Annotated in this window: 13 protein-coding genes; 6 read left to right on the plus strand and 7 right to left on the minus strand. The window is 49.1% G+C overall.

Annotated elements, in window-relative coordinates; all coding sequences use genetic code 11:
- The first annotated feature begins 90 nt into the window (after positions 1–90).
- A complete protein-coding gene (locus ANT_RS06980; protein WP_172634560.1) occupies positions 91–900 on the plus strand; it encodes a transposase in 810 nt (269 codons plus the stop codon).
- Here the strand turns inward: ANT_RS06980 and ANT_RS18110 are convergent.
- Genes ANT_RS18110 through ANT_RS07010 form a run of 7 tightly spaced genes read right to left on the minus strand, consistent with a single transcriptional unit; the run spans position 869 to position 6,293 of the window.
- Positions 869–1,267, minus strand: coding sequence for a histidine kinase dimerization/phospho-acceptor domain-containing protein (locus ANT_RS18110; RefSeq protein ID WP_432762671.1), 399 nt, complete (start codon positions 1,265–1,267; stop codon positions 869–871). The two genes, ANT_RS06980 and ANT_RS18110, sit on opposite strands and share 32 nt — an antisense overlap.
- Positions 1,152–1,634, minus strand: coding sequence for a cyclic di-GMP-binding domain-containing protein, MshE-related (locus ANT_RS17835; protein WP_013559805.1), 483 nt, complete (start codon positions 1,632–1,634; stop codon positions 1,152–1,154). The genes ANT_RS18110 and ANT_RS17835 overlap by 116 nt, the downstream gene beginning before the upstream one ends.
- Positions 1,631–3,223 (minus strand): amidohydrolase, encoded by a 1,593-nt coding sequence (locus tag ANT_RS06990; RefSeq protein ID WP_013559806.1) that lies wholly within the window; start codon positions 3,221–3,223, stop codon positions 1,631–1,633. Before ANT_RS06990 ends, ANT_RS17835 begins: the two co-directional genes overlap by 4 nt.
- Positions 3,220–4,074, minus strand: coding sequence for a ParB/RepB/Spo0J family partition protein (locus ANT_RS06995; protein ID WP_013559807.1), 855 nt, complete (start codon positions 4,072–4,074; stop codon positions 3,220–3,222). The genes ANT_RS06990 and ANT_RS06995 overlap by 4 nt, the downstream gene beginning before the upstream one ends.
- Before the next feature lie 11 nt (positions 4,075–4,085).
- A complete protein-coding gene (locus tag ANT_RS07000) occupies positions 4,086–4,874 on the minus strand; it encodes a ParA family protein (protein WP_013559808.1) in 789 nt (262 codons plus the stop codon).
- 11 nt (positions 4,875–4,885) lie between these two features.
- Positions 4,886–5,734, minus strand: a complete 849-nt coding sequence (locus tag ANT_RS07005) for a PfkB family carbohydrate kinase (protein WP_013559809.1) — start codon at positions 5,732–5,734, stop codon at positions 4,886–4,888.
- Positions 5,735–5,741: 7 nt separating this feature from the next.
- Complete coding sequence (locus ANT_RS07010) at positions 5,742–6,293, minus strand: zinc ribbon domain-containing protein (protein WP_013559810.1); 552 nt, start codon at positions 6,291–6,293, stop codon at positions 5,742–5,744.
- A 71-nt stretch (positions 6,294–6,364) separates the two neighbouring features.
- On the opposite strand from ANT_RS07010, the gene radC reads away from it, so the two are divergent.
- From radC to ANT_RS07035, 5 genes are all read left to right on the plus strand, one after another.
- Positions 6,365–7,072, plus strand: coding sequence for a RadC family protein (gene radC / locus ANT_RS07015; protein ID WP_013559811.1), 708 nt, complete (start codon positions 6,365–6,367; stop codon positions 7,070–7,072).
- Positions 7,073–7,089: 17 nt separating this feature from the next.
- Positions 7,090–9,156: a nuclease-related domain-containing DEAD/DEAH box helicase gene (locus tag ANT_RS07020; RefSeq protein ID WP_013559812.1), complete on the plus strand. Its 2,067-nt coding sequence runs from the start codon at positions 7,090–7,092 to the stop codon at positions 9,154–9,156.
- An 89-nt stretch (positions 9,157–9,245) separates the two neighbouring features.
- Positions 9,246–11,309, plus strand: coding sequence for an elongation factor G (gene fusA / locus ANT_RS07025; RefSeq protein WP_013559813.1), 2,064 nt, complete (start codon positions 9,246–9,248; stop codon positions 11,307–11,309).
- 99 nt (positions 11,310–11,408) lie between these two features.
- A complete protein-coding gene (locus ANT_RS07030; protein WP_041454806.1) occupies positions 11,409–11,633 on the plus strand; it encodes a hypothetical protein in 225 nt (74 codons plus the stop codon).
- Positions 11,633–12,163: an LOG family protein gene (locus tag ANT_RS07035; RefSeq protein ID WP_013559815.1), complete on the plus strand. Its 531-nt coding sequence runs from the start codon at positions 11,633–11,635 to the stop codon at positions 12,161–12,163. Before ANT_RS07030 ends, ANT_RS07035 begins: the two co-directional genes overlap by 1 nt.
- Positions 12,164–12,167: the final 4 nt, after the last annotated feature.

Raw genomic sequence — 12,167 nt, forward strand, 5'->3', positions numbered from 1 at the left:
AATGAAATAAGAAAGATATGCTCTGTTGCAATCATGGTTGAAATGTGGTAAACATACGGTATGACCACACGAGAAAGCAGATACGTCCGAGTGGCGAGGATCGCCTACCGGCTTGCCAAACAAGCATTACCGATGTATTCACATGCCAAGAGTCCCCATCACTTCACGTTGCCGCAGTTGGGGGCCTGTGTTTTGTTGATGTTCTACCTGAATCTCAGCTATCGCGACATGGAAGAATGGCTGCTGGCAAGCGATGCGGTTGGTAAGGAGCTGGAATTACCGCGTGTTCCCGATCATACGACCCTGCAACGTACCTACGCCAAGATACGCAAAGCGGATTGGATGCGCATGAACGAGACCTTGCTCGAGGAAATCGGACGGCCTGAAGAAGAAGGGGTGGCTGCCGATAGTACCGGCTTCTCACCCGGCCCGGCCAGTTCTTACTACCAAAGCCGTTCGGGAAAAGCCTATCGCCACTGGGCGAAGGGCGTTTATGCCGTTGGAATTGTCTCGCAATTCATCCTTGCGATGCAATCCGGCTGGGGTCCAGGTAGCGATGCCCCTTATCTGGGCTATCTGCGCCGCAAAGCCAGGCGGTTTGCCAAACGTCGGGCTTGGGTCTTGCTGGCCGATTCAGGGTTCGATGGTCGGACTGTCCGGCCTCAAGACTTGATTCCACCCGTTCGGCGAGGTGGAAATTTGCTGGCCCCTGAACGACGAGCAAGAAGCGAGCTTGTCTCTGCGGCTCGCCTGGATGGTCTCTATGGTCAACGCTGGAAGACCGAAACCGTGAATTCGGTCATCAAGCGCAAATTCGGGCAAGCCATCCGCTCGCGGAAACGCAGCCTGCAAAACCGAGAACCGATTATCAAAGGACTGGTCTACAACATACACCGCTAGGTGTATCTCTTCCTAACCTATCTTTGCAACAGAGCACCCAGGAAACTTTTTCCTGGTCGGCAGCAACCAGTAATGTGCTTTCTGGTGGCTCAAAGTGGAAATTTATCTGTCGTTCAATTGCCTTTGGGGAATTTCGCTGGTAAACCGAGGACAGTAATTCGAAGGCATTGACGGGACGAATGTTGAGGTAAATTTGGTTTTTCTCGCTGACGGAGAAAAGAATCAAATCCTCGATTAACTGGGCCAATCGTTCAGAGGAGCGTTGAATAACTTCCAGGGCAGCGCGTTGCTGTGGATTTAACGGGCCTAAATCTCCGCTGAGAAGCAAATCCAGGTAACCGGTTAAGTGGGTTAAGGGTGTACGCAGTTCGTGAGAAATGTTCGCCACCAGGTTGGATCAGTTCGTTCAACGAATGAAGTTGCTCCAGGGCTTTTTCTAACTCTGCCGTGCGTTCTTTTACCCGTTGCTCCAACTTTTGATTGGCTTCCTGCAGAGCATTCTGGTATTGCAAGATCTGCTCTGCAATTGCGCGATCCAGGTTCTCCTGGGTAATGAAGCCTTTTTCCACCAGAATTTTTCCTAGAAGGGGAGTTTTTTCTTCCCTGCTTCTGAACTGTTCTTGCTCCTGAAGTGCCAGCACAAGTTGATTTTGGGTGATTAAGCCTTTTTCAACCAGGTAATCCCCCATTTTGGGAACAAGCAGTTCGGGAGAAAGCGGTGAGGTATTTTTCATGATTCAACTCCGCCAAAAACCCATTCTCCCCCTACCATGGTGGCAATGGGATGGAGAGAGGGAATTTGATCCTGAGAAATATCAAATGGAGATACTGGAAGCACAATTAGATCAGCCAGAAAGCCCTGGTCCAGTTTTCCCAGTTCTCTTTCCCTGTAGGCGGCAAAGGCTGGAGTGACCGTAAATCCTGCCATGGCGTCTTGTACAGAGAGCCGTTGTTCTGGATACCAGCCGTTTTCTCCTGGGAAACCATTCAGTTTCCGCCGGGTGACAGCAGCGTAAACTCCCACCCAGGGATTGGGTGATTCTACAGGAGCGTCAGAACCAAAAATAAGGGTAGTACCATGATTCTGGAGCAAGCGATAGGCATACGAAGTCCGACTTCTTGTTCCCCAATAGGCATCTGCCATTTCCATGTCCGAAATGGCATGGACAGGTTGCACTGACGCCAGAATGTGATGTTGAGCGAGTAGTGGAACATCTTCAGGGTGCAGGCATTGAACATGCTCAATCCGATGCCGTAAGGGAGAAAATCCCTGGTGTGTTTCGTATGCTCTGATTTGGGCAAGCCCGTGAATTACTTCATGATTGGCTCGATCTCCAATGGCGTGAATAGCCAGACTGAGTCCGTGCTGAACGGCTTCACGTCCGTACTCTACAATATCTTCATGATCCAGTAAGAGAATGCCGGTATTATGAGGTTCATTCTCATAAGGCTGGAACATCGCCGCAGTATGAGGTCCCAATGCGCCATCGGCAAACAATTTCACCGCGCCAATTTTTAGAAATGAAGAACCAAAACCGCTTCGTAAACCCAGACGAATGGCGTCTGGCAGGTTTTCCAGAGGGATGCTCTTCAACACCCGTAATCTGAGGGTATTGGATTGATCCAGTATTTGAAGTGCAGAAAAACACCGGGATTGGTCGAAATCGTGAACTCCGGTGATGCCCATTTGCCATAAAGCCCTTTGGGCTTCGAGAATGGCATCTGCAACCTCTTGAGGGGTAGGTACAGGCAGAATCCGTTCTACCAGTTGCATAGCCGATTCAAACAAAATGCCGGTAGGTTGCCCTTGAGAGTTTCTCTGGATTTTACCTCCCGGTGGGTCAGGTGTGGTTTCATCAATACCGGCAAGTGCAAGCGCTTGTGAATTTGCCCATGCCGCATGCAGAGATTTGGCTGTCAGGTAAACAGGATTGTGAGGGCTTACCGCATCCAGCAGGATGTTGTCTCCAAACCCCTCATGCCATAAATTCTGATTCCAGCCATGCCCACGAATCCATTTCCCTGCAGGGGTTTTGTTTGCTATGGCTTCTACCCGCTTCAGGCATTCCTGAAGTGTGTCGGTCTCGCAGTTCACTCTTTGGAGAGAAAGTGCGTATTGCTCCAGGTGGAGATGCGCATCGGTCAACCCTGGAAAAATACAGGCTCCCTGCATGTCCTCGCAAAGCGCCATTTTCCCATATTGCGACAGAAGGTCTTCCTCTGAGCCAATTGCCAGAACGCGGTCATCTTGAATGGCAATGGCAGTGCCGCCTATGGCATAAGGAGAGGAGTAAACCTGTGCATGGTAAAGAAGGCGAATCATGAATTCCCCAAAAATTGATGGAGTAAATGATCAAACTCTTCTTCGGAGAAATAGTAAATGACAATGGCTCCACCCTTTTGTCCATGGCGAATGGAGACTTTGGTGCCAAAGCGAGAACGCAATTGCTCTTCATATTCCTGAAGTTCCGGGGAAAGTCCCCGCTTACGCCGTTTCTGCGGACGTTCCCCCGACATCTTTCGCACCAGTTCTTCTGTCTGTCGTACGGTCAAACCCTGTTCCAGAATGACTTTCAACAGGGCATTCTGGGCGGCTTCGTGGGGTAACCCCAGTAATGCACGGGCATGTCCTTCGCTGATTTGTCCGCTTTGCAGGGCTTTCTTGACTTCTGCAGAGAGGTTGAGAAGTCGCAGAGTATTGCTCACGGCTTCGCGGCTTTTTCCTACCCGGATGGCAATGTCTTCATGCCGTAAACCAAATTCTTCTACCAGTTTCTGGTACGCCTCTGCCGTCTCAAGGGGAGAGAGGTCTTCCCGTTGTAGATTTTCAATCAGTGCCAGTTCAAGGCGTTCCTGTTCGCTTACTGAACGGATGATCGCGGGAATCAACTCCAGTCCAGCCATTTGAGCCGCCCGCAGACGTCTCTCTCCCGCAACAAGGTAATACCCATCTTTCCCAGGTTCTGTGGTGACCAGTACAGGTTGTAACACTCCGTGTTCGCGAATCGATTCGGCTAATTCCTGTAAATGGGCTTCGTTTATTTCTGTACGGGGTTGGCGAGGATTGGGTTTGATTTGATGAATGGGCAGGGAGATCACACCACCTTCACTTTGGGGGGATTCCCCGGGAATCAGTGCGCCTAAACCTTTTCCCAATCCACCTTTGCGTGCCATGATCACCTTCCCTAGACCAGTTCTGGAATATGGATGCCGTCCAGCGCTAATAACTCTTTGGCAAGCGCCTGGTAGGCTTGAGCCGCATGGGATTCCGGGGCGTACACGGAAATGGGTTTTCCAAACGATGGGGCTTCTGCCAATCGGATACTTCGAGGAATGATCGTTTGAAAAACTTTATCGGGAAAATATTTTCTTACCTCTGCCACTACATCAGTAGCCAGACGGGTACGCCCGTCGAACATGGTTAGAATCACTCCGCGAATTTGTAATTCAGGAAAGAGCGAATTTCTGACCCTTTGAATAGTCTGAGTAAGTTGTCCCAAGCCTTCCAGCGCAAGGTATTCGCATTGCACCGGAATCAATACGCCATTTGCCGCAGCCACCAATCCATTAACGGTAAGCAATCCCAGAGAAGGTGGACAATCAATGAGAATGTAATCGTATCTTTCAAGAGCAGGAGCAAGCACTTCTTTCAGGCGCTGTTCGCGGTTTGGCAGGTCAACCAGTTCTACCTCTGCGCCTGCTAGGGCTGGCGAAGAGGGTAGAAGGGAGATTTTATAGCGAGGGTTGTGAAGAATCTGAGGTGTAATCGGCATTCGCCCAATCAGGACCTCATAAGTTCCTCCCCGAATGCTGTTTTTATCTACTCCCAGGGAGGAAGTAGCATTGGCTTGAGGGTCAAGGTCTATCAGAAGAACGCGCTGTCCATAGTATCCTAAATAGGCTCCCAGGTTAATTGCGGAGGTGGTTTTTCCCACACCCCCTTTCTGATTGACCAATGTGTAAACTCGCGCCATAGATTTTTACCCTAAACGATTTCTGTGAGACAGAGTTGAATTTCTTCAGGGGTGGGAATACCTTCCAGCCCTGGTCTGGCAACACTGTATGCTGCCAGTTGTGTGGCAAACCTTCCTGCTTCCCAGGGATCTCTGGTTGTGTAAAGGCGAATGAAAAACGCAGCAGCAAAAATGTCCCCTGCACCGGTGGGGTCAATTTCTCTCATCTTGGGTGGGGTGAAACGCCTCACATCCCCATTCCAGTAAATTCGCGCGCCCTGGGGTCCTTCCGTAACGGCAAGGATACGAATATGAGAGGCAAATTCTTCAATGTAGGACTCGTCTCCACGCACGTCTTCAATGCTGATGACTGCAGCAGTGGCTTGCTCCAGCACAAATCCCGCCTCGAGCCAATCGGTGAAATGAACGTTCCCATCTTGATCCCAGGCTCTTAACCATCCCTGTGGAGTAAGTCCAACCAGAGCATTGGGGAAAGCCCTGACCAGTCCGGGATCTACTTCATTTGCTACTGGACCCAGATGGACAATCGGCGCACTGCGCCATGTCTCTGGCACCAGAGAAAGTCCTAAGCCTGGCGCTCGTTGATGAATTTTCTGCACCCTTCCCTGAGGGGTCTGAATATTTTCAAAAGTAGTGGTCTCCGGAGAATGCAAGCCCACCACCGTGTATTGGGAAGGACGTGGAATCTCAAAACAGGAATCGCAAGCGGTTACAACACCTACTCTCAAGCCAAGGGCTCTTGCAGTAAGACCTGAATACGTGGCTGTGCCACCCACTCGTGGTCCTTCAGGTGTCAGATCACGGGTTACATGCCCAATCAGTAAATAATCAATCGGTTCAATAGGGGGTATGGATAACATATAAAAATTATACTTGATCTGGATCTTCGGAAGAGGAAACAGGCTCTGTTGAAGATTTTAATTCGCTTTCCATGACCAGATTTCTCATTGCATCGTCGATGGACAGGGTTTCTCGGCGCATTCCCGGAGCGGGGGTGCCACAATATGGACACAAATTCCAGGAAAGTTCAATAGGCTTTCCGCATTGGTGACAGGTCTTCTTCAGACGGGTATAACATGCAGGACAAGCCACCCAGTCTTCCTTGACCTTTCTACCACATCCCGGGCATAACAGACTTTCCTCAATGGTTTGCAAAAGGGCTTCTTCCTCGAGAGACTGTTGAAATTCCTCTTCCAGTGTTTTTGGGGGGCGCAGGATAAAGTAAATGAGCATTCCTGGCAGGAAGAGAATGGCAACCACCAGCACGGCAAGAATGTGCACCAGTGTGTCGCGGGTGCGGCGGCGGATATCCCTGAAAACCCAAAAGATCAGACTCAACCAGAGCGCTGCCAGAAACGCAGCCGTGAATCCCACTGAGATTAAGAGAAAATTCGATAGAAAAACAGGGTCAACAGTCATGGTTTACTCCTCGAAAATTATAGCATGGATACCCAAGGCGCCCCGGAAAATTTGACGATATACTTACTTGTATGGCAGTAAAAGAAAATCTCCAGACATATCGAATTCGAGATATTCAGGAAACAGATCGTCCGCGTGAACGGCTGGCAGAATTGGGAGCCCAGTCTCTGAGCAATGCTGAACTTCTGGCAATTCTGTTGCGTGTAGGCTTGCAGGGAGAAAACGCGGTGCAATTGGGACAACGGATTTTAGTCACCCTGGGGGGCTTGCACGGGTTACACCGTGCTTCTTTTGCTGAATTAAGTGCTATCAAGGGCGTGGGAATGGCAAAAGCCGCTCAACTGAAGGCGGCTATTGAATTGGGGCGGCGATTGACTATGGTAGAACCTCAGGAACGTGCCAGTATCACCTGCCCTGCAGATGCGGCAGAACTGGTGCGCTATGAGATGAGTGCCCTGCTTCAGGAACACTTGAGGGTAATCTTGCTGGATACCCGAAACCGGGTGCTCAAAATTGAGAACCTGTATATCGGCTCGTTGAACGCCTCTACAGTGCGCGTAGCCGAAATTTTCCGCCCGGCGATACAGGCTTCTGCGGCATCGTTGATTCTGGTGCATAATCACCCCAGCGGAGATCCCTCACCCAGCCCTGAAGACATTACCTTAACGCGCACAGTGATTCAGGCAGGAAAAATGCTGGATATCGGGGTGCTGGATCATTTGATCATTGGACAGAATCGCTGGGTCAGTTTGAAAGAACGAGGGCTGGATTTTTCATGACATTTTGAGGTGGGCAAATGGCTGAAGTCATTGGAAATCTCAGAGAAAATGCTACCGAAGGTGAAAAGAGGACATTGAAATTCCTCAAACAAAATTTACCTAAAGAATTTACCGTTTATGTTGAACCGCAGGTTTTTTCGGAGCGCGAGATGCGTTATCCGGACTTTATTGTGGTAAGTAATTATGGATACGTCGTCCTGGAAGTAAAAGATTGGATACAAATTCAGAAGGTTGATCCTCAACGTGCTTTTATTGTTACAAAAAAAGGAGAAATTAGAGAAGAGAAAAATCCTGTTTATCTTGCTCGAGAGTATGGCTTTCAGGTAGAAGCAGAGATAAAAAAACGGCAAAACCAAATGGGCAAAGAAAAAGCCGAAAAAATATCCTGGAGTTATGCGGCGGTTCTACCGAATTTACCACAATCTGTAATTACCCAATTATGGAAAGCATGGGGAGAGGGATTTGTTTGGGGGATTAGTGACTTGAGTTTGCCCGACCTGCTCCTTGCTCGCATGAAAAACATCTTTCCTGATTATCGTTTGCAAAAAGGGGGACTCACGCGGGAACAATTGAATCTGATTCGGGGCGTTATTTTTCCGATTGTTGAAATCAGCCGTCCAGAAGGCACAGTATTTCTTGACCAGACGCAGGAAAGTGTTGTGGCAGAACCTGTGCATGTTGAGAAAACTATAGAGACGAAAGCACAAAAGAAAGAAGCCCATCTTCAGAGTTTATTTGAAAGTCTTCAGCCACAGGAAAGTGTGCAGGAAGAAGAACTTCCTCCAGAGGGGAGAAAACTTGTTCAGAATATTTCTATTCGCCTCTTGCGAGGTTATGCGGGGAGTGGCAAAACGCTGGTGTTGATTCAACGTGCTCGTTATCTGTCCAAGATTTACCCGGATTGGAAAATCGCCGTTGTGACTTTCAATAAACTGCTACAGCAGTGGCTTGAGAGTGAATTAGAAAGCACCGAGGTTAAAGTCAGGACTTTTCATGGGATGTGTCTTTCTGTGTTGCCCAAGAATTTACAGGAAGAGGATGACCAGAAAGAGATGTTATTGGACAGGTGGCTTGATTCGGTTGAGCAGACTTATCCAATCATCGACATAGTCGGTAAAGCCGCGCTTAAACAAGAAATTAACTGGATCCGGGATATGGGGATTCTTCGCTCTGAGGATTACCTTCAGATTGAGAGACATGGATTAGGGGCAAAACTCCGTCTCTCGAAGACATATCGAGAAGGGGTGTTCAATCTCCTTGAGGCGTATCGTCAGTATCTTCGCCAGAACACGTTATGGGATTGGCAGGAATTGCCCTATTATGCTCTGGAGTGCCTGCAAGATCCTCAACATTCTTCTATTTCAAAATTCAACGCCATATTGATTGATGAGGCTCAGGATTGGGCACCAGTATGGTTACGCGTGATTCAGTATTTCCTCATTCCGGAGAATGGACTGCTGTTTCTCGCCGATGATCCTTCGCAGAGTATTTATCGGTTATTTTCCTGGAAAGAAAAAGGAATTGAAGTGGTGGGAAGAACCCGATGGTTACGCACCCCGTACCGCAATACCTGGGAGATTTATAACGCTGCCTATCAACTCATCAAGGGGAACCCTGAAATTGAGAAGTCTCTGCAGGAAACTGGAGAACCTGTTGCTCCTGAATTATCTCCTGACCAGATGCGCCATGGAGCAAAGCCCATTCTTAAGCGGTGTTCAGACATCGCTGATGAACTGACGTTTATTAAAAACACGGTCTATGTATTAACTCAACAAAATATCCGTGAAAATCAAATTGCCGTGCTGGTGCGTTTCAAGAAGGATATGGAAGCAATTAAGTCAGAATTAAGAGGGACTGAGGTAGTTGTGAATCCCATCCATGGGTTCAAAGGTTTGGAAAAGCAAGCAGTCATTATTCCCTATCTTCAAAAATTTACCACATCTGATGAAACCGCAGAACTCCGTTTGCTCTACATGGCGATGACCAGAGCCCGTTCACAATTGTATTTAAGTTATTCGGGCACCTTACCGCGGATTTTCGAAAGACTCAAGGGTAGCGAATGGATAGATTTTCTGGGGATGTGAGAAAAAGAGACGGTACTCTTTGACAAGATTGGCAACTTACCTTAAAATTAGCCGTCGGGCAATCATACGAAAGTAAAGGGCTACGATTCATGAAAGAGTATAAAACTGAGGCAATTCGAAACATCGCATTGGTTTCACATAGCAGCGCAGGGAAGACCATGCTTGCAGAGGCTTTCCTGCATGTTACGGGGGCTACTACCCGTTTAGGAAAAATTGAGGACGGTACCACGGTTTCCGATTTTGAGGACGAAGAAATTCGCCGTGGTATTTCATTAAGCACCTCTGTCATCCCGGTGGAGTATAAAGATGTCAAAATTAACGTTCTGGACACACCGGGGTACCTTGATTTTGTCGGCGAGGTGATTTCTGCTCTACGTGTAGCCGATGGCGCCATCGCGCTGGTGGACTCGGTTGCCGGCGTCGAGGTGGGTACTGAAATTACCTGGCAATACCTGGACAAATTCAATCTGCCTCGCTTTGTCGTGATTAACAAAATGGATCGCGATAATGCGAACTTCAAGAAAGCGCTGGCTTCCATCCAGGAATTCTCTTCTGTGCGTCTTATCCCGGTGCAGTTGCCCTGGGGAGAGAAACAAGCCTTCCAGGGTGTGATCGACCTTCTGACGATGAAAGCCTACAAGGGCGACGGGAAGACAGTGGTGGATATTCCGGCGGAATATCGCGCTGAGGCTGAAGAAGCCCGCACTGCCCTCATTGAAGCCGCCGCTGAAGGCGAAGATGCGCTTTTAGAGAAATACCTTGAATCTGGTGAATTGAGTCCGGAAGAAATTATTCGCGGTTTGAAAGCCGTTGTGCGCAATGTCAGTTTTGCGCCTGTGTTTGTAGCGGCTGGTGCAGCAGAGATTGGTATTATCCCCTTGCTGGATGCTATTGTCAGTCTAATGCCTTCACCGGCAGAGATTCCAACCCCTGTAGCCCAGGGGAAAGATGGGGAAGAAAAACTACCCGCTTCAGATGCTGGCCCCTTGGCAGTGTACGTTTGGAAGACCACAGCCGACCCCTTTGTGGGTAAACTGACCTACTTCCGGGTGTATTCTGGAGTGGTCAATTCCGATACCCGCGTTTGGAACCAGACCAAGGGTGTGGAAGAGCGCTTTGGTACCGTAGCAGTGATGCGAGGAAAAGAATCCTTCCCCATGAAGGTCATTCATGCGGGTGATTTGGGCGTAGTTCCTAAACTGGCAGAAACTTCCACAGGAAACACGCTGTGCGATCGGGCTCATCCGTTGGTATTACCTGAGCCGGAATATCCGGGCGCACTCTATCAGGTAGCCATTAGCCCCAAGACACAAGCGGACTCTACCAAGATTTCGCCCACTCTGACTCGCCTTTGCGAAGAAGACAAGACCCTCTCGTGGCACATGGAATCGGCTACCGGGCAGACCATCCTTCAGGGTATGGGCGAACAGCATATTGATGTGGCGCTTCGCCGTGCGGAAACTAAATTCCAGGTCAATTTGATTGCCAGTGAGCCGCGTATTCCCTATAAGGAAGCCATTACCAAGAAGGGGCAGGCAATGTACCGCCACAAGAAACAAACCGGTGGCGCTGGTCAATTTGGCGAGGTGCATCTGCGTATTGAACCGCTGGCAGAAGGCGAGTTTGAGTTTGTCAACGATGTCTTTGGTGGCGCGATTTCGTCCTCTTACATGCCCGCCATTGAAAAAGGCATTCGCAACGTCATGGCTGAGGGTATTCTGGCAGGGTATCCTATCAGCGGTGTCAAAGTGTCGGTCTATGACGGGAAAGAGCATCCGGTAGACTCAAAACCGATTGCCTTTGAAATTGCGGGACGTGAAGCCTTCAAACTGGCGTTCATGGAAGCAGGTCCGGTGTTGAATGAGCCCATCATGGACGTCGAAATTATCGTTCCCGAAGCCAATATGGGGGATGTTCTGGGTGATTTGAATACTCGCCGCGCCCGGGTACAGGGAATGAATTCGGAACGCGGTCACTCAATCGTGAAAGCCTTTGTGCCGTTAGCGGAAATGCTTCGTTATACCACTCAATTACGCTCGATGACCGGTGGGCGTGGTGTCTTCCGTATGAAGTTTGATCATTACGAGATGGTTCCGCCTCACATTGCGCAGGAAATTATCGCTCGCGCTCAGAAAGAAAAGAAGGAAGAGTAAACTCTTTCCGGAAATGAGTGAGCAGTCAGGTTTTTGCCTGACTGCTTTTCTTTTTTGGCATGGAATATAATAGAAATCTATTGGAATGGAGGTGGGTTTATGGAGAATCTCCCATTATCTGATTTTTGGGATGCTATTCTCTCTCGAAATCCACGCCTTATTCGAGAGGCATTTGTAGGACTGGATGAGTCATCCAAAACTGCGGTCATGGCTCATCTGGAAAAAATGGCTACTGAGAGCGGCTGGCATCCTGAACAGGTTAAATCTGCAAAGGCGGCACTTGTAGTGATTCATGGAATGAACGTAAAAACACGGAGGTCTTGATGAGAGTCACTGTATTTGGAGGGACATATCCAAAACCGGATACTTTACCATATGAGGAAGCGGTTAAACTGGGCAGGCTTCTGGCTCAGGCAGGGCATGTGGTCATTAGCGGTGGTTACATGGGGGTGATGGAAGCCGTTTCACAAGGTGCTGCATTGGCTGGCGGACATGTGATTGGGGTGACCTGTGATGAAATTGAGCGGTGGCGGAATGTTCCCAAAAACCAGTGGGTTAAGGAGGAGTGGCGCCGTGCTACCCTGCCGGAGCGTATGATTACCCTGATGGATGAAGCGGATGCCATTATTGTCATGCCCGGAGGAATTGGCACGCTGGCAGAAACGGCTCTCATCTGGAATCGCATGCTCATTCAAGCCACAACGCCTAAAAAAGTAATTCTGGTTGGGGAGGGCTGGCGGAAAGCCATTACAGCCCTGTATGAGGCATTTCCCGAGTATTATCCCAACGGACATCAGGAAATGGTGTTGTTTGCTTCTACTGTGGAGGATGCTGTAAAACTTCTGGCAAGTTAGGGAG

The sequence above is a fragment of the Anaerolinea thermophila UNI-1 genome (assembly GCF_000199675.1).
Classification (GTDB): Bacteria; Chloroflexota; Anaerolineae; order Anaerolineales; family Anaerolineaceae; genus Anaerolinea; species Anaerolinea thermophila.

Coding starts and splice junctions, on each gene's coding strand:
- ANT_RS17835 (WP_013559805.1), bottom strand. CDS start 1,634: ATGAAAAATACCTCACCGCTTTCTCCCGAACTGCTTGTTCCCAAAATG.
- ANT_RS07010 (WP_013559810.1), bottom strand. CDS start 6,293: ATGACTGTTGACCCTGTTTTTCTATCGAATTTTCTCTTAATCTCAGTG.
- ANT_RS07030 (WP_041454806.1), top strand. CDS start 11,409: ATGGAGAATCTCCCATTATCTGATTTTTGGGATGCTATTCTCTCTCGA.
- ANT_RS07005 (WP_013559809.1), bottom strand. CDS start 5,734: ATGTTATCCATACCCCCTATTGAACCGATTGATTATTTACTGATTGGG.
- ANT_RS06995 (WP_013559807.1), bottom strand. CDS start 4,074: ATGGCACGCAAAGGTGGATTGGGAAAAGGTTTAGGCGCACTGATTCCC.
- radC (WP_013559811.1), top strand. CDS start 6,365: ATGGCAGTAAAAGAAAATCTCCAGACATATCGAATTCGAGATATTCAG.
- ANT_RS07035 (WP_013559815.1), top strand. CDS start 11,633: ATGAGAGTCACTGTATTTGGAGGGACATATCCAAAACCGGATACTTTA.
- ANT_RS07000 (WP_013559808.1), bottom strand. CDS start 4,874: ATGGCGCGAGTTTACACATTGGTCAATCAGAAAGGGGGTGTGGGAAAA.
- ANT_RS07020 (WP_013559812.1), top strand. CDS start 7,090: ATGGCTGAAGTCATTGGAAATCTCAGAGAAAATGCTACCGAAGGTGAA.
- fusA (WP_013559813.1), top strand. CDS start 9,246: ATGAAAGAGTATAAAACTGAGGCAATTCGAAACATCGCATTGGTTTCA.
- ANT_RS06990 (WP_013559806.1), bottom strand. CDS start 3,223: ATGATTCGCCTTCTTTACCATGCACAGGTTTACTCCTCTCCTTATGCC.